This is a genomic window from Sphingomonas sp. CFBP 13720 (assembly GCF_014842075.1).
GTDB lineage: Bacteria > Pseudomonadota > Alphaproteobacteria > Sphingomonadales > Sphingomonadaceae > Sphingomonas.
The window spans coordinates 89,132-105,631 of the sequence record NZ_JACYVA010000002.1; the positions used below are offsets into that span (position 1 = coordinate 89,132).

At 63.3% G+C, this 16,500-nt stretch carries 12 protein-coding genes and 1 pseudogene; 5 read left to right on the forward strand and 8 right to left on the reverse strand.

Translation table 11 applies throughout. The features are described 5' to 3' along the window. Nucleotides 1–26 precede the first annotated feature (26 nt). Nucleotides 27–1,670 (forward strand): alkaline phosphatase family protein, encoded by a 1,644-nt coding sequence (locus IFT55_RS05515; RefSeq protein ID WP_192089896.1) that lies wholly within the window; start codon nucleotides 27–29, stop codon nucleotides 1,668–1,670. A 698-nt stretch (nucleotides 1,671–2,368) separates the two neighbouring features. Here IFT55_RS05515 and IFT55_RS05520 read toward each other — a convergent pair. The 7 genes and pseudogenes from IFT55_RS05520 to IFT55_RS05550 form a co-directional block, all read right to left on the reverse strand. Continuing rightward, complete coding sequence (locus IFT55_RS05520) at nucleotides 2,369–3,295, reverse strand: right-handed parallel beta-helix repeat-containing protein (RefSeq protein WP_192089898.1); 927 nt, start codon at nucleotides 3,293–3,295, stop codon at nucleotides 2,369–2,371. Between the two features lie 317 nt (nucleotides 3,296–3,612). Continuing rightward, nucleotides 3,613–4,488: a 3-hydroxyisobutyrate dehydrogenase gene (gene mmsB, locus IFT55_RS05525; RefSeq protein ID WP_192089899.1), complete on the reverse strand. Its 876-nt coding sequence runs from the start codon at nucleotides 4,486–4,488 to the stop codon at nucleotides 3,613–3,615. Nucleotides 4,489–4,496: 8 nt separating this feature from the next. After that, nucleotides 4,497–5,273, reverse strand: a complete 777-nt coding sequence (locus IFT55_RS05530; protein ID WP_192089901.1) for an enoyl-CoA hydratase — start codon at nucleotides 5,271–5,273, stop codon at nucleotides 4,497–4,499. Between the two features lie 21 nt (nucleotides 5,274–5,294). Next, nucleotides 5,295–6,335, reverse strand: a pseudogene (locus IFT55_RS05535) (enoyl-CoA hydratase/isomerase family protein); the annotation flags it as partial. 10 nt (nucleotides 6,336–6,345) lie between these two features. Further along, the gene (locus IFT55_RS05540) at nucleotides 6,346–7,485 is read right to left on the reverse strand and encodes an acyl-CoA dehydrogenase family protein (protein ID WP_192089905.1); all 1,140 of its coding nucleotides are present in this window, start codon (nucleotides 7,483–7,485) and stop codon (nucleotides 6,346–6,348) included. A 45-nt stretch (nucleotides 7,486–7,530) separates the two neighbouring features. Beyond that, complete coding sequence (locus tag IFT55_RS05545; RefSeq protein ID WP_249403616.1) at nucleotides 7,531–8,460, reverse strand: polysaccharide deacetylase family protein; 930 nt, start codon at nucleotides 8,458–8,460, stop codon at nucleotides 7,531–7,533. A 2-nt stretch (nucleotides 8,461–8,462) separates the two neighbouring features. Next, nucleotides 8,463–9,995, reverse strand: coding sequence for a CoA-acylating methylmalonate-semialdehyde dehydrogenase (locus IFT55_RS05550; RefSeq protein ID WP_192089909.1), 1,533 nt, complete (start codon nucleotides 9,993–9,995; stop codon nucleotides 8,463–8,465). A 349-nt stretch (nucleotides 9,996–10,344) separates the two neighbouring features. Between IFT55_RS05550 and IFT55_RS05555 the strand changes: the two genes are divergently transcribed. Then, nucleotides 10,345–13,437 (forward strand): TonB-dependent receptor, encoded by a 3,093-nt coding sequence (locus IFT55_RS05555; RefSeq protein WP_249403617.1) that lies wholly within the window; start codon nucleotides 10,345–10,347, stop codon nucleotides 13,435–13,437. A 66-nt stretch (nucleotides 13,438–13,503) separates the two neighbouring features. Here the strand turns inward: IFT55_RS05555 and IFT55_RS05560 are convergent, their stop codons facing one another. Beyond that, nucleotides 13,504–14,043 carry a hypothetical protein gene (locus IFT55_RS05560; RefSeq protein WP_192089913.1) on the reverse strand — a complete coding sequence of 180 codons (540 nt, stop codon included), beginning with the start codon at nucleotides 14,041–14,043 and terminating at the stop codon, nucleotides 13,504–13,506. 390 nt (nucleotides 14,044–14,433) lie between these two features. On the opposite strand from IFT55_RS05560, the gene IFT55_RS05565 reads away from it, so the two are divergent. The 3 genes from IFT55_RS05565 (at nucleotide 14,434) to IFT55_RS05575 (ending at nucleotide 16,429) form a co-directional block, all read left to right on the forward strand. Then, nucleotides 14,434–15,489, forward strand: coding sequence for an AAA family ATPase (locus IFT55_RS05565; protein WP_192089915.1), 1,056 nt, complete (start codon nucleotides 14,434–14,436; stop codon nucleotides 15,487–15,489). After that, nucleotides 15,486–16,088 carry a HEPN domain-containing protein gene (locus tag IFT55_RS17765; protein WP_192089917.1) on the forward strand — a complete coding sequence of 201 codons (603 nt, stop codon included), beginning with the start codon at nucleotides 15,486–15,488 and terminating at the stop codon, nucleotides 16,086–16,088. Before IFT55_RS05565 ends, IFT55_RS17765 begins: the two co-directional genes overlap by 4 nt. A gap of 161 nt (nucleotides 16,089–16,249) precedes the next feature. Then, nucleotides 16,250–16,429: a hypothetical protein gene (locus IFT55_RS05575; RefSeq protein WP_192089919.1), complete on the forward strand. Its 180-nt coding sequence runs from the start codon at nucleotides 16,250–16,252 to the stop codon at nucleotides 16,427–16,429. Nucleotides 16,430–16,500 lie beyond the last annotated feature (71 nt).

Below are 16,500 nucleotides of genomic sequence, written 5' to 3' on the forward strand. Positions count from 1 at the left end.
CGGATGCACCGTCCACGGAGTACCCGATGCGCCTCGTCCCCCTCGCCGCGTTGTTGCTGGCGACCGCCGTTCCCGCCGCCGCCCAGGACGCGGCCCCGCCGCCGCCGACCTGGCCGGCGGCACCGCCCAAGCTGATCGTCGCCATTTCGGTCGACCAGTTTTCGGGCGACCTGTTCGCCGAATATCGCAGCCGCTTCACCGGCGGCTTCGCCCGGCTGATGCAGGGCGCGGTCTTCCCGGCGGGGTTCCAGAGCCATGCCGCGACCGAAACCTGCCCCGGCCATTCGACGATCCTCACCGGATCGCGCCCCGCGCGGACCGGCATCATCGCCAACGAATGGGTCGATCAGCGCGCCCCCCGCGCCGACAAGACCGTCTATTGCGCGGAGGACGAGCGCGTACCCGGCTCGACCTCGGACAACTACACCGTCTCCGACATCCATCTGAAGGTGCCGACGCTGGGCGAACGGATGAAGGCCGCCGACCCGCGCACCCGCGTCGTATCGGTCGCGGGCAAGGATCGCGCGGCGGTGATGATGGGCGGACACAAGGTCGACGAACTCTGGTGGTTCGGCAAGGACGGCTTCGTCAGCTATGCTGATCGCGCGGTGCCGCCGGTGGTCGCGCGCGCCAACGCCGCCGTGGCGCAGCGGGTGGCGACGGCCCAGCCCGCGATGACGCTGCCGACCTATTGCCAGCCGCTGTCGCGCGCGGTGCAGATCGGCGACAAGACCGTCGGCACCGGCCGCTTCGCGCGCGAAGCCGGCGATATCGGCAGCTTCCGCCGCTCGCCCGAATTCGACGCGGCGGTGCTCGCGCTCGCCGCCGGGCTGGTGCAGGACATGAAACTCGGCAAGGGGCCACAGACCGACATCATCTCGATCGGTGCGTCGGCCACCGACTATGTCGGCCATGGCTATGGCACCGAAGGCAGCGAGATGTGCCTGCAACTCACCTCGCTCGACCAGAGCCTCGGCGCGTTCTTCGCCGTGCTCGACCGCGAAGGCATCGATTATCAGGTCGTGCTGACCGCCGACCATGGCGGCAGCGATGCCAGCGAACGGCTGGCGCATCACGCGGTGCCCGACGCCGTGCGGCTCGACGGCAACCTGACCACCGAAAAGGTCGGCGCGGCGATCGGGCAAAAGCTGAACATTCCCGGCCGCGTCCTGTTCGGCGGCGTCAACGGCGACGTCTGGTACGACATCGCGCTGACCCCGGTCCAGCGCACGGCGGTGGAGCGCGAGGCGATCGCCCGCTTCTCCGCGCACCCGCAGACGCAGGCGGTGTTCACCCGCGCACAGGTGCTGGCGACCACGGTGCCATCGACTCCACCCGAAACATGGTCGCTGATCGAACGCGCCCGCGCCTCGTTCGACCCGACGCGCAGCGGCGACCTGCTCGTCGCGATGAAGCCGCGCGTGCTGACCGTACCGCATCCGGTTGCCGGCAAGTCGGTCGCCACCCACGGCAGCTTCTGGGATTACGACCGCCGCGTCCCGATCCTGTTCTGGCGCAAGGGTGCGGGCGGGTTCGAGGAGCCGTTCGGCATCGAAACGGTCGACATCCTGCCGACGCTGGCCGCGACGATCGGACTGGCGGTGCCGAGGGGCGAAATCGACGGCCGATGCCTCGACCTGAACCCTGGCGACGGGACGACGTGCCGGTAAACGAGGCATCGCGCCGAAAACGGGCGCGAAGCATGCAGCCACACCCGTCCATGCCGAGGTGCGACTGAGCGAAGCCGAAGGCGCGTATCGAAGCACCGTAGCGGCTCCTTCGATACGCCGTTTCCACAGGCTCGATGGCTGTTCAGGGTGGACGGGTGCGGATCGGCGCACCCACGTCCCACGGCCAGCGCCCCTCCCCTTTCCTACAAGGCCTCACGCTGTCATGACCGACAGCGAAGCCCTCGCGGCTACGCTCTTTCCCATCGCCGGCACCCTACCCCGCAAATTGCGTGCAAGTATGACTTTCGTGACCTTTGCCCGATCGACACCCGAACCCGCGCACGCCCGATCCCGGCCCGCCGATCGCGATCGTTTACCCTTACCGGTAATAGCGTCATCGCCGCACCAAACCACGATCGGCAGCGAAGCCGTTGCCACCACGCGCTTTCCTACCGCCGGCACCCCGCCCCGCAAAATGCGCACGAGTGTGACTTTCGTGACCTTTGGCTGATCGACATCCGAACCAGCGCACCCCCGATCCCGGCCAGTCGATCGCGATCACCCATCCTCACCGATGGTAGCGTCATCGCCCCGCCAAACCACGACCGGCAGCAAAGCCCTTGCGGCGAAGTTCTTTCCTAGCGCCGACACCCCACCCCGCAAAACGCGCACGAGTGTGACCTTCGTGACCTTTGCCCCTAACGGCGCTCGAACCGACGTACGCCCGGCCCCAGCCGGTTGGCCCCGATCGCCACCGCGTCGCCGGTATAATCCGCGACGAATGCCGGGCTCTTGTCGATCCCCGGTGCCAGCCGCGCGTCATTGTCCGCGATGCGCAGGCCCCCCGCCGGAAAGGTCCGCTTTTCCGCGCCGACGACGATGAACGCGCCCCAGTTTTCCTTGGCCTTGCCCTGCACGAACATGTTGCGGGCGATCGATCCGGTCGCGCCTTCGGGCAGGTCGATAATGTAATTGGTCTTGCTGCCCCGGCTGTCGTCGAAGCTGGAATCGGTGATGTCGATGCGCGGCGCGCGGATCTTGACGTAATGCCCGCCGCGACCGCGCTCGAACCGCGACCGGGTGATGCGGATCGATCCGTTGTTCGACAGGTACACCGAATGCGCGCAATCCGCGCTTTCGTCGCACTGGCCCAGTCCGGCGAAGGTCGACCGGTCGATGCTGATCCGCTGCTGTCCCGCCGGGTTGCCGCCCAATATACCTTCCTGACTGTCGAGGAAGGTCGAATTGACCACCGTCAGGTCGCCGATCTCGGTACGGATACCGGCGCCGTTGCCGTCGAGCACGCGCACCCGGCGGAACACGATGCCGTCGACCGTCGATCGTCGCCCGCGCAACACGAACGTCGCCTTACCCTCGCACGCCCCGCCGTCGAAGATCGCGGTGCCCGGCGTCCGGGCGCGATAGGCGATGTCGCCCGCCCCCTGCACCACGCAGTCGCGATACACCCCCGGCGCGATCAGGATTGTCGCGGCATCGTTGCGCACCGCCCCGACCGCCGCCGCCAGCGTCGCGAAGCCCTGCCCGGTCGCTTCGATCACGAACGGCGCGGGGGCGGCCTGCGCGGCGATCAGCAGCGCGGCGATGGGCAGGAACAGGGGCTTCATCGGATGATCCTCGACGGGGTCATGACCCGGAATGAACCGGTTGCGGGGAAGGGACATTCGCCTCGAACAGGGTCGACGCAATGATAAATCAATTCACACCCCGTCCGTGCTGAGTAGCGACTGAGCGAAGTCGAAGCCGCGTATCGAAGCACTGGGAGCCGTCCTTCGATAGGCCATTTCGACAGGCTCAATGGCTACTCAGGATAGACGGGTATTCCCTGATCCAAAAGCATCCGATCCAACCCTTCCCGGCGGGTGAAATCGAAACACCTGTCGCACGTTGAAGGCAAACGAGCCGTACGGCCCCCAACGCTCCCCTATTGCAACGTACGGATGATCCCCGAGAAATCCGTCGCGCCCGCCCCGCTTTCCACGAAGCGCGCATAGAGTTCCGCCGCCTGCGCGCCCATCGGCACGTCGGCATCGACCGCCGCCGCCGCCTGCATCGCCAGCCGAAGGTCCTTGAGCATCAGCGCCGCCGCGAAACCGCCCTGATAGCCGCGATCGGCGGGCGTCTCCGGCCCGACGCCCGGCACCGGGCAATAGGTCGTCATCGACCAGTTCTGCCCCGAACTGACCGACGCCACGTCGTAAAAGGTCTGGAGGTCCAGCCCCATCTTTTCCGCCAGCGCGAACGCCTCGCAGGTCGCGATCATCGTCGCGCCCAGCAGCATGTTGTTGCACATTTTCACCGCCTGCCCCGCGCCGCTTTTCCCGGCATGGATCACCGCCTTGCCCATGTCGTCGAGGAACGGCTGCGCCTTGGCGAACGCCGCGTCGGACCCGCCGACCATGAAGGTCAGCGCACCGGCATTGGCCGCCGCGATCCCGCCCGACACCGGCGCATCGACCGGGTGCAGCCCCTTCGCCCGCGCCGCCTCCGCCACGCGGCGCGCGGTGTCGACGTCGATCGTGGAGCAATCGATCAGCACCGCGCCCGTATCGGCCGCCCCGAACACGGCGGTTTCGTAGACCTCGGCGACATGCGCGCCGGCGGGCAGCATCGTCACCACCGCCTGCGCACCCTGCGCCGCCTGTGCCGCGTCGGCGACGGGCAGGCACCCGGCGGCCTTGGCGCGGGCCATCGCTTCCGCCGACAGGTCGAACGCGCGCACGTCATGCCCCGCCTTCGCCAGATTGGCCGCCATGCCGCCGCCCATATTGCCCAGCCCGATGAATCCGATCCGTGCCATGTCCGCTCCTATTGCCCGGTCCAGTTGCCCGGCCGCTTCTCGACGAACGCCGCCATGCCTTCCTTCTGGTCGGCGGTGCCGAACAGGCCGTGGAACAGCCGGCGTTCGAACTGCACGCCCTGCGCCAGCGTCGTTTCGAACGCCGCGTTGACCATTTCCTTGTTCGCCTTGACCGCCAGCGGCGCCATCGCCGCGATCGTGGCGGCGGTCTTGATCGCGTCGGCGATCAGATCGTCGGCGGGTACGATCCGCGCGACCAGCCCGCAGCGTTCGGCCTCCTCCGCACCGATCATGCGTCCGGTCAGGCACATTTCCATCGCCTTCGCCTTGCCGACCGCGCGCGCGAGCCGCTGCGATCCGCCCATGCCCGGCGTCACCGCCAGCTTGATCTCGGGCTGGCCGAACTTGGCTGTATCGGCGGCAAGGACGAAGTCGCACATCATCGCCAGCTCGCATCCGCCGCCCAGCGCAAATCCCGCTACCGCCGCGATGACCGGCTTGCGGGTGCGGGCGAACGCATCCCAACCTTTGAAATGGTCGCCGCCATACATCGCGGCGAAGTCCATCGCCTGCATTTCCTTGATGTCCGCGCCCGCCGCGAACGCCTTGGCCGACCCGGTGACCACCGCGCAGCCCTGCGCCGGATCGGCGTCGAATGCCGCCATCGCGTCCAGCAGTTCGGCCAGCACCTGCGCGTTGAGCGCGTTGAGCGCCTGCGGCCGGTTCAGCGTCACCAGCGTCACTGCGCCATGCAGTTCGACGACGATGGTTTCGTACTCAGCCATTCGATGCTCCTGTGTAGGTCGTCATTCGGGATGCCATTCGTCCGCCGCGTCCAGCGGGGCGAAGATACGGTCGATCATATGGTCGCTTACCGCGTCGGGCGTCGCCGGGTTCCAGCGCGGGGCATGATCCTTGTCGACGATCACCGCGCGCACGCCCTCGACGATATCGGGGCGCTGCACGATCCGCGTGGCGACGGCGTATTCCTGTCGCATCTCGTCCTCGAACGTCGGCATCGTCGCGCCGTCGAGCAGCAGCTTGAGCGACACCTTGCACGACAGCGGCGCACGCTGACGCAGGGTGGTCAGTTGTTCGCGCGCCCAGTCGTCGTCGTCCGCTTCCAGCGCCGACAGGATCTCCTCCAGCACGTCGCTGGCGAACAGCCGGTCGATCGCCTCGCGCCGCGACAGGATCGCCGCATCGGGCGGCGTGATCGACAGGTCGGACAGGATCGTCGCCGTCGCCTGCGGATCGCCCGTGATCCACCGCTTCGCCTCTTCGACCCGGTCGGACGGCAGATAGTGCGTCGCCAGCCCCAGCGCGATCATCTCCGCCCCGTCGAGCCGCGCACCGGTCAGCGCAAGATACTGGCCGATCCGTCCGGGCAGCCGCGACAGATACCAGCCGCCGCCGACATCGGGGAACAACCCGATCGCGGTTTCCGGCATGGCAAAGCGGCTGTTTTCGGTCGCGACGCGGAAGTCGCAGGGCTGCGACAGGCCCACGCCACCGCCCATCACCACGCCGTCCATCACCGCGATCGTCGGCTTGGCATAGGTGAACAGCCGGTGGTTCATCCGGTATTCCGCTGCGAAGAACGCCCGCGCCGCCGCGCCGTCGCCCGCGCTGCTGTCCGCGATCATACGGATATCGCCGCCTGCGCAGAACCCACGCCCTTCGGCATGGTCGATCAGCACCGCCTCGACCGCCGGATCGTCGCGCCAATCCTCCAGCGCGGTCAGCACCGCGTCGCACATCGCGTGGGTCAGCGCGTGCAGCGCCTTGGGTCGGTTCAGCCGGATACGCCCGACCCGTTCCTCGACATGCGTCAGGATCATCGCAGTTCGCCCTTGTTCATTTCACCAGATCCCGCCCGACGATCATCCGCATCACCTGGTTCGTACCTTCAAGAATCGAATGCACCCGCAGGTCGCGCCAGAACCGCTCGATCGGATAATCCATCAGATACCCGTATCCGCCATGCAATTGCAGCGCCTGATCGGCCACTTTCGATCCGGTGTCGGTGGCGAAGCGTTTGGCCATCGCGGCGAACCGCGTCTTGTCAGGCGCGTTCGCCGTGACCTTCGATGCCGCAGTGTAGAGCAGCGCCCGCGCCGCTTCCAGTTCGGTCGCCATGTCGGCCAGCGTGAACTGCGTGTTCTGGAAATCGGCGATCGGCCGGCCGAACTGCTGACGCGATTTGGTGTAGGCCACCGCCTCGTCCAGACAGCGTTGCGCCCCGCCCAGCGAACACGCCCCGATATTGAGCCGCCCGCCGTCCAGACCCTGCATCGCGATGCGGAACCCCTCGCCCTCCGCCCCGACCAGATTGGCGGCGGGAACGCGGACATTGTCGAGTATCACCGCGCGCGTCGGCTGCGAATGCCAGCCCAGCTTGCGCTCGTTCGCGCCGAACGAGACGCCCGGCATGTCGCGTTCGACCAACAGGCAGGAAATGCCCTTCGGCCCTTCGGCGCCCGTCCGCGCCATGACCAGATAGACGTCGTTTTCGCCCGCGCCGGAAATAAACTGTTTGGTCCCGGTGACCAGCCAGTCGTCGCCGTCGCGCACTGCCTTCGTCTTCAGCGCCGCCGCGTCCGATCCCGACGACGGTTCGGTCAGGCAATAGCTGGCGAGTTTGTCCATCGTGACCAGATCGGGCAGGAACCGGGCCTTCAGCGCGGCCGATCCGAACGCGTCGATCATCCACGCCGCCATGTTGTGGATCGAAATGAACGCGCTGGTCGACGGACAGCCATAGGCCATCGCTTCCATGATCAGCGCGGATTCCATCCGCCCCAGCCCGATCCCGCCCGATTCTTCGGAGACGTAGATCGCGGCGAAACCCAGCTCCGCCGCCGCGCGGATCGTGTCGCGGGGAAAGATATGCTGTTCGTCCCATTCGGCGGCGTGCGGTGTGATCGCGTCCGCCGTGAAGCGCTGCGCCAGTTCCTGTATCTCGCGCTGGTCGTCGGTCAGGTCGAACGGGTTCATCGATTACGCTCCACGGTCACTCGGGTTTCGGGCGGATGGCCCATGTCACTGTGCCTCATGCAACACCCGCTGCCGGAACAGCGCGTTCGCGACGCTGATCGTGTTGCGTGCATACCAGCGCGGGGCCGGAAACCCCTTTTCCCACGCGATCGCCTCCAGCAGCGTTCCCTGCGCGGACGGCACATCGGGGTGCAGCCGCGCGATCGGATCGCGATAGGCGCGGTCGGCGGACACGATCGTCCACCCCTTCGCCTTCAGCGCCGCGACCATGTCGGCGATGTACAGGGCGGCAAGATCGGTCTCGTGCAACAACATGACCTGTACCGGTGCCCGCCCGGTCGCGCGGCGGGCAAGGTCGTCGGCGAACTCCGCCGATTCGACGTGCGTTTCGACATACAGGTCGCGCAGCGCCGCCATGTCGATCGGCTTGCCCGCCGCCTTTGCCGCGACGGTCAGCCCCTCCATGTTCCAGTCCGATCCGTCGACCGTGACATAGCCGTTGGCCAGCCCGCGCGCCGCCAGACCGGCGCGCAGCGCATCGCGCTTCGCCTTGTCGGTCCCGCCTTCATCGAGGAACGGGAACCGGAACCACGGGCGATAGCCCGGCCGGGGTCGCAGCCACGCGCCAGCCCGATCGATGTCCGCCAGATAGTCCGCCACCGGCGTGGCGTTCAAGTGCGGATGGCTGAACGAATGATTGGCGAGAACATGCCCCGCCGCGACATAGGCGGCCAGCCGCTTTTCGCTCGCCCCGCCGTCCGATGCGGCGATATTGCCCGGATTGACGAAGAACGCCGCCTGACGCACCCCCGCCCGGCGCAAGGCGGCGATCAGGCGCGTCGTGCGATCCTCCTGCGTCAGGAACGCGCCCGGCCCACGCGGGGCATCGTCAAACGTCAGCGCGATCCGCTTCTGCGCCGACGCGGGCATGGCGATCGCACACAGCGCAAGCAGGCAGGCAAGAAGTCTGGCCATCATTACCCCATCGTCGGTATGACGAACGCATCGTGCGTCCGCGCCGGGCCGCCGTCCTCGGCCTGCAGCGGCAATGTCGATCCGCCCGGCCAGCGTTGCGTCACCGTCTTGACCCTCGTCCAGAAGCGCACGCCTTCGGTGCCGTGCTGGTTGACGTCGCCGAACGCCGATCGCTTCCACCCGCCGAAGCTGTGATAGGCGACCGGCACCGGGATCGGCACGTTGATTCCGACCATGCCCACCTGCACCCGTGCCGCGAATTCGCGCGCGGCATGACCGTTGCGCGTGAAGATGGCAACGCCGTTGCCATATTGATGCTCGCTGGGCAGGCGTACCGCCGTCTCGAATTCGGGTGCGCGAACGATCTGCAGGACCGGTCCGAAAATCTCCTCGCGATACGCCGACATCGCAGGCGTCACGCGGTCGAACAGCGTCGGGCCGATGAAGAAGCCTTCCTCATGCCCCTGTAACGCGAACCCGCGCCCGTCGACGACCAGTTCGGCGCCTTCATCGACGCCCGTCTGGATCCATTGTTCGACCCGCGCCTTGTGCGCAGCGTTGACCACCGGGCCGTAATGCGCTTCCGCATCGGTCGATACGCCGACGCGTAACGCCGCGATCGCGGGGATCAGCTTTTCGCGCAGGCGGTCGGCGGTCGCCTCTCCCACCGGCACCACCACCGGCAGGGCCATGCAGCGTTCGCCCGCCGATCCGAACGCCGCACCGGACAGGTCGGCGACGACCTGGTCCAGATCGGCATCGGGCATGACGATGCCGTGATTCTTGGCGCCACCCATCGCCTGCACGCGCTTGCCCGCCGCGACCCCGCGACGATAGACGTGATGCGCGATGTCGGACGATCCGACGAAGCTGACCGCACCGATCGCCGGATGGTCGAGGATCGCGTCGACCATCTCCTTGTCGCCATGCACGACCTGCAGGATACCTTCGGGCGCGCCTGCTTCCAGCATCAGTTCGGCCAGCCGCACCGGCACCGACGGGTCGCGCTCGCTGGGTTTCAGGATGAAGGCATTGCCACATGCGATGGCGACGCCGAACATCCACATCGGGATCATCGCCGGAAAGTTGAACGGCGTGATTCCCGCACCGATGCCGATCGGCAGGCGCATCGAATACACGTCGATCCCCGGTCCCGCGCCATGGGTATATTCGCCCTTCAGCACGTGCGGGATGCCACAGGCGAACTCGATCACTTCCAGCCCGCGCTGGATGTCGCCGCGGCTGTCCGCGATCACCTTGCCATGTTCGGACGACAACAGATGCGCCAGCGCGTCCATGTTCGCCTCGACCAGTTCCTTGAACCGGAACATCACCCGCGCCCGCCGCTGTGGATTGGTCGCCGCCCATGCGGGTTGCACCGCCTGCGCCGCCGCGATCGCACGGTCCAGATCGGCGGAGGTGCCCAACGGCACACGCGCCTGCACCGCGCCCGAATTGGGGTCGAACACATCGCCGTGACGCCCGGCAACAGTCCCGCCGCCGACGCCCGCGATCACATGATCGATGACACGCATACACTCTCCTGTCGGTGCGGCGGGCCGGTCTGTCGCCGACTCCTTCACCGCGTAATATTATTGCTTGTGACATAGCGCGCGACGCGTGTCAGCGGCGAAACGCGGTACGGGACGGCACAAGGGCGTCTTTGCGCATCCCTAACGCCGGTCCGCGTGCGCAACCTGTCACTTTAATGCAACGGAAATCGACATCGACGTGCCGTGGTACGAACAGGGCCATTGACACCATACCAAGTTAAACGACACAAACATCGTATACGAAGTAGTAAATCGTAGGTGTAGTATCTCTGCAATACAGTAATTTTCTGCCGAGATAAGCCGCTGTTTAAGTAACGGGGAAACTATTGTTATGAATACGTCCATATTGCGGCATCGCCGCAAACCATTTCTGCTGTCTGTATCGTTGGGAATATTGGCGGCGTCGACTACCGCCATCCCGATCTCTGCAGCGTCGGCGCAAGGCTTCACGAACGTCGAAGCCAGCGGCACTGTGGTCGATCCGGATGGTCACCCGGTTCCTGATGCCAAGGTAACCGTTCGATCGAACGGCCAGGGCTTCTCGCGAGATGTGACTACCAATCGCGAGGGGACGTTCAGCATTCCCGAACTTCCGCCCGGCAACTACATGTTCACGGTCGAAGCGCCCGGTTTCGATACTTACACCGAAGCAAGCGTCCGGTTGACGATCGGTTCGGCGACGAACCGCTTTGTCCTGGGTCGTACGGCCGATGGCGACAGCGCCGAGATCGTGGTCAGCGGACGTCGCGTTGCCAGCGCCGACTTTGACCGTACCACGACGGGACTGGTCGTCGACGTCGCCGACGTCGCGCAGCGCATTCCGGTCGGCCGCGATCTGCAATCCATTCTACGGTTGGCACCGGGCGCCACCACCGGATCGGGCGCGTTCAACGGGCTTACGTCGATCGCGGGCGGTTCGGTGTCGGAAAACGCCTATTTCGTCAACGGTCTGAACATCACGAATTTCCGCAACATGCTGGCGCCGGTTGCGATCCCGTTCGACTTCTATCAGACGATCGAAGTCAAGACCGGTGGATACGCGGCAGAATTCGGTCGCACGACCGGTGGCTTCACGAACGCGACGACCAAGTCAGGGTCGAACGACTTCCATGGCGCCGTCCGGTTCAATTGGGAACCGAACGATCTGCGCGGCACCACGCCGGACACCCGGGGTTCGGTGAACAAATACAGCGGTTCCGATCGCATCGACTTCATCGCCGAACTGGGCGGACCGATCATCAAGGACCGGCTGTTCTTCTACGGCCTGTATCAGTCGCGCAATATCACGAGCTTTGGCGCCGGCCGCCAGTATTTCGATGACACCGACACCTATCTCGGAACATCGCGAAACTTTTCGCGAACGGATACGCCATTCTACGCCGGCAAGATCGACGCGATCATCACCGACGGACACCGACTCGAAGGGACGTACTGGAACACGAAGGGCAGTAGCCGGAACCAGACGTTCGGCAACACGTCCACCGTTGCCAACCGCTATGACTATATCAACAACGTCGATGGTCCATTCTCCGGCAGCAGTATCTCCACCTTCGGCGGCGAGAATTATGTCGGCCGCTACACCGGCGTGTTCTCGAAGTGGCTGACGGTATCAGCATTGTACGGGCGGAACGAGAATCTCGGTTCGTTCCAGTCGTTCGGCACGTCCAGCGTGGCGTTGCCGCCGGTCGTCGATGCCCGCAACCTTGCCGGCGAGATCAGCCTGACCAACCCGGGCGGAGCGCTTTCGACGTCGGCAGACATCCGCAAACAATATCGGGCCGACGCCGAAGTCCGGTTCGACCTGTTCGGCAGCCATCACATCCGCTTCGGCTATGATCGAGAGGAACTATTCTCCTCCCAGAGCACGGTCACCAATGGCGGCGGCTTCAGCTATCGCATCATCCGGGCAATCGCCAACGATCCGCGCGGTCAGACGGTCGGCACGGAGTATCTGCGGACTCGTCAGTATGCACTCGTCGGCGGCTTCCAGTCGCTGAACGATGCCTTTTATCTGCAAGACAGCTGGACGCTGGCCGAAGGGCGGGTAACAATCAATGCCGGCATCCGCAACGACCGGTTCAGCAACGACAATGCAGAGGGGGCAACCTTCTACAAATCGGGCGATCAGTGGGGACCGCGACTGGGCTTCATTTTTGACCCGATCGGCGATCAGACCGACAAGATCTTCGGCAGCTTCAGCCGGCTGTATATTCCGGTAGCGTCGAACACGAATATTCGCCTGACGGGTGGCGAATTATATTACGATAGCTACACGGCGTTTGGCGGTCTCGATGCCAACAACGTACCAATCGCCGGCGCACCGATAGTGTATGCGCGCGGCGCGCTGTGCCCCGACACCGGCACGCGGTCCTGCGACATCTTCGCCGATGGCGCCCCACGTCCAGCGGAAAGCCAGGTTGCACAAGGACTGAAGCCGCAATCGGTCGACGAGTATCAGCTGGGCTACGAAAAACGTCTCGGTGCGTGGAAATTCCGCGTATTCTATACGCAGACCAAGCTGAACGAAGTGTTGGAAGACGTCGCGATCGACGCGGCGGTTCGTAGCTATTGCACCGCCGAGGGCATCACCGGATGCGCCAACATCTGGGACGGGTTCCATCAGTACGTGCTCGCCAATCCCGGACAAGCCGCGCGAATCACTCTGTCCAATCCGATCGCTGGTGAAGCCACGGCGCGGACCGTGGACTTTACTGCCGAACAGCTTGGCTATCCGAGGGCCGAACGAAGTCACCGTTCGATGACGTTCGAGGTCAGCCGCCAGTTCGACGGAGTCTGGAGTCTCGACGCTTCCTATGTGTACGGCAAGACGTTCGGCAACTACGAAGGTGGCGTTAAATCGGATAATGGGCAGGCCGATACTGGACTGACGCAGGATTTCGACCAGCCCGGGCTGACCGACGGGTTGTACGGTCCATCCCCGAACGACCGTCGGCACGTCTTTAAGCTGTTCGGAAGCTATCAGGTGCTGCCGTTCCTGAGTATCGGCGCCAATACGACGGTATCGTCTCCGCGCAGCTTCGGATGTATCGGTCGCGTACCCGAAGAAATTGATGCGCTTGCTGGTGCATACGGTGCGTCAGGCGCATATTGCCAAGTCAATCCAGACGGTTCGATCAACACGGTGCGCAACATTGTTCAGCCGGTCGCGCTGGTCCCGCGCGGATCGGTGTTCAAAAGCGACTGGACGGTGCAGAACGATCTCGACATCCAGCTGACCGGCGAAGTCGGCGGCGCCAACGCCTATCTCCGGCTGTCGGTATTCAACGTTCTAAACCTGAAGGCAAAACTCAACCGGAACGAATTCGGTACCGACGGCGACGGCAACGCGTCGCCGCTCTACCGTGACGTTACCGAATATCAGGGTGCGCGGTCGGCACGTATTCAGGCCGGCATCACGTTCTGATCGAAGACTGCAAACGGAACGGGGGCGGGTGCGCATCGGTCGCATCCGCCCTTTTTCGTTCAGCGCCTATCCCGGCCAAGCCTTCAGCGCTGCGCGATACTCGTGCTCCGCTTGTTCAAGCCGTTCGTTCAGTTCGGCGAGTTCCTTTGCCTGCTTCCGTTCGAGCGTGCGCCGCTCGCCTGCGAGCTTCGCCTCACGCCGCGCAAGGTCGGCGAGTTCTGCCGCAAACGCTTTCGTTGCCGCCGCCACGGCCCGCTGGGCCGTATCGACCGGCGCGCGCGACGGTCGTGGTTCCGTTGGCGTGTCCGGCTTCGCCGTAGATTTGGACGTAGGTTTCGGGTCGGCGGCACGCCTGGTCCGTTTCCGAACATCGGGCGGCAACGCGGCAATCTGTTCGGCGAGCGTGCCACGCAGCCGTTTTACGACGGTGCCCGGCGACGACAAAGGTTCGGCGACAAGCGTTGGGTCGGTCACGACCTCCGCCATCTTGCGCGCGAACAGGTTGTGGTCGCTTCCCCACGCCTTCAGTGCCGCCTTCTGACTCGGCGCGGCCACGTAGGCGTCGTGAAACCCGATCGTGGTTCGATATACTTTCAACGCCGCCATGCGACCGCAACGAACGGAAACCGATCATGATCCTGACAGCAAAAACCCCGCCGACCGGGAGGCCGACGGGGTTCTAAATGGTGGGCGCGGCAAGGATTGAACTTGCGACCCCTGCGATGTCAACGAAACGCTGTGGAAGGAAAAGCGCGCGTTTGCGCCATTTATAGCGAGCGGCCGCGTGGAACGTGTATAGAACGAATACCGAAAATTCAGTATATTTACCGCAGTCTTACCGCAGCCCTGCGGAAGCTCGACGCCACACCCTAAGATGAAGCGCGGTGGCCGCTGGCCTATCTTAGCGCGGTCCCATGCCCTGCAAAGTTTGCATAGGTAACGGCTTGCCCCATGAAAATCTGCTGTTTACGCTCCGCCGGCAACAGGGGGACTAGTGTGGCTCACAAGCAAATTGCATTCTTCAATCACAAAGGCGGTGTGTCTAAAACCACGTCGGTATTCCATCTCGGATGGATGCTAGCAGAGTTGGGTAAAACTGTGGTGTTGGTCGATTGCGATCCCCAGTGTAACCTCACGGGATTGCTCCTCGACTACAGTCATCAAGATGACTACCCATACGAGGAACGAGGTCGAGCATTGAATATGCGGGATGGGCTAGCTCCTGCTTTTGAAGCTCGTCCGATACCCCTTGCTCCGGTTGAACTACAACCGGTTCAAGGTCGCGACAATCTTTTCGTGCTACCGGGGCATGTGGGACTAGCCGAATACGAAAGCCAACTCGCTATCGCTCATGAGCTATCGACGTCTCTTTCTGCCTTGCAAAACATTCCCGGCTCGCTGCGATGGGTTCTTGATCTGACTGCCGCGACAGTGAACGCGGACTATGTGCTTGTTGATATGAGTCCAAGTCTTGGCGCATTAAACCAGAATCTATTTGCAACCAGTGATGCGTTTATCATCCCCATGGCACCCGATTTCTTTTCGGCAATGGCCCTACGCTCTTTGTCCCGTACGCTGCCCAAGTGGATGAGTTGGTCTGAACGTGCTGGACAACAGGCAGAGTTGCAGGACTCGGCATATCCTTGGCCGAACAAGGTACCAAAGTATGTAGGCTCTATCGTTCAGAACTACCGCGTCCGATCGCGGGACGGCAAAGCTGCCGCACCAACTCGTGCGTACCAGAAATGGTTTGATGCGCTTTTGGCTGTTAAGGCAGAGGCATTCATTCCCGCACTTGATCAAAGCCGTCTACTATTTGATGCTTCCGTGTATGGTACCGCTGGCGCAGCTTTGGGAGATTTCCTCTTGGAAGTTCCCGACTTCAACAGTTTGATTGCCATCTCACAGTCGCTGTCGAAGCCAGTGTTTGATCTGACACGCGATGACATAAAAAACTCTGGATCGGTAGCAAACAGCCAAGTCGAAAGTGCTGAGGGGTTCAACGATCTATATCGGGTTGGGGCTAATAAGATCATGCGTATCTTGGAATGAAGGCGCATCTCATTCAATGCCATCGGACCTTTTCCGAAGGATGCGCCCGCGCTGCAGCGTTACGTTCCATATATGAATATTTGAAAGCAAATGCACCGAAGGCACTCAACTGCGATGACATCCTCAGATCGGCCGTCATACTAAGCGTGAGTTCTTTTGACCTTCTAGTGCACGATATTTACCGAACCGAGGTTCTCCATAGACTATCGCTGAACCAGCCTGTCAATTTTTTACGAGTATCGTACAACACCGTCGTCGCGACGGGGTATACTCAGTCTGCCCTTATTGAACAGAGCATAAGAACAGAGAATTCCTATAAATCGTTTGTCGCACCAGATAAGATCGCGGAAATACTACGTCACTTAGTCGAAGATTGTTGGGAAAAAATTGCGGCTCATGCGGGGACCACTGCGAAGGATTGCAAGGCTACGCTAAAACGTGTTGTGGATCTACGGAACCGAATCGCGCACGAGGCGGACGTAAATCCCGCACTGGGAGGGATCGAGCTTTGGCCCATCTATAGTGATGACGTAGGTGAAGCGATCGATTTTCTACGAAATCTAGGATCATCTATAACGGACGTCATAGATGCAACGTAGCGTTAGGCAAGTATTAGCGGGAAAAGCGACATCGTGCTTTGGGAGCAGGATGTCGCAGGTTCGAATCCTGTCTCCCCGACCATTAAATCAAGCAGTTAGCGGCCCAGCCCTTGCGACGGTTTACACGCGGTTTACACCAGCCTTCTTTTTGGAGCCGCTAGATGGAAACGCCACGGCAGAAACTTGATGCGATTCGCGCGCGCGCTGTCGCGCTTTTAGGCACTGCGTTGGACGACAGCGATTGGCTGGATGAAGAAAGCGGCTTCACCTTCGGCGACCTTCGCTTTCTCATCAGCTGCACCGATCACACGATTCTTGGACCCGATAGGTCGACGGGATAGGCGATGTTGTGCGGAGGCAATGCGGTACTAGCGGCCTTGCGACTGCCGTCAGCCGCGCTGCGCATACCTTG

Coding starts and splice junctions, on each gene's coding strand:
- IFT55_RS05515 (WP_192089896.1), top strand. CDS start 27: ATGCGCCTCGTCCCCCTCGCCGCGTTGTTGCTGGCGACCGCCGTTCCC.
- IFT55_RS05520 (WP_192089898.1), bottom strand. CDS start 3,295: ATGAAGCCCCTGTTCCTGCCCATCGCCGCGCTGCTGATCGCCGCGCAG.
- mmsB (WP_192089899.1), bottom strand. CDS start 4,488: ATGGCACGGATCGGATTCATCGGGCTGGGCAATATGGGCGGCGGCATG.
- IFT55_RS05530 (WP_192089901.1), bottom strand. CDS start 5,273: ATGGCTGAGTACGAAACCATCGTCGTCGAACTGCATGGCGCAGTGACG.
- IFT55_RS05540 (WP_192089905.1), bottom strand. CDS start 7,485: ATGAACCCGTTCGACCTGACCGACGACCAGCGCGAGATACAGGAACTG.
- IFT55_RS05545 (WP_249403616.1), bottom strand. CDS start 8,460: ATGGCCAGACTTCTTGCCTGCCTGCTTGCGCTGTGTGCGATCGCCATG.
- IFT55_RS05550 (WP_192089909.1), bottom strand. CDS start 9,995: ATGCGTGTCATCGATCATGTGATCGCGGGCGTCGGCGGCGGGACTGTT.
- IFT55_RS05555 (WP_249403617.1), top strand. CDS start 10,345: ATGAATACGTCCATATTGCGGCATCGCCGCAAACCATTTCTGCTGTCT.
- IFT55_RS05560 (WP_192089913.1), bottom strand. CDS start 14,043: ATGGCGGCGTTGAAAGTATATCGAACCACGATCGGGTTTCACGACGCC.
- IFT55_RS17765 (WP_192089917.1), top strand. CDS start 15,486: ATGAAGGCGCATCTCATTCAATGCCATCGGACCTTTTCCGAAGGATGC.
- IFT55_RS05575 (WP_192089919.1), top strand. CDS start 16,250: ATGGAAACGCCACGGCAGAAACTTGATGCGATTCGCGCGCGCGCTGTC.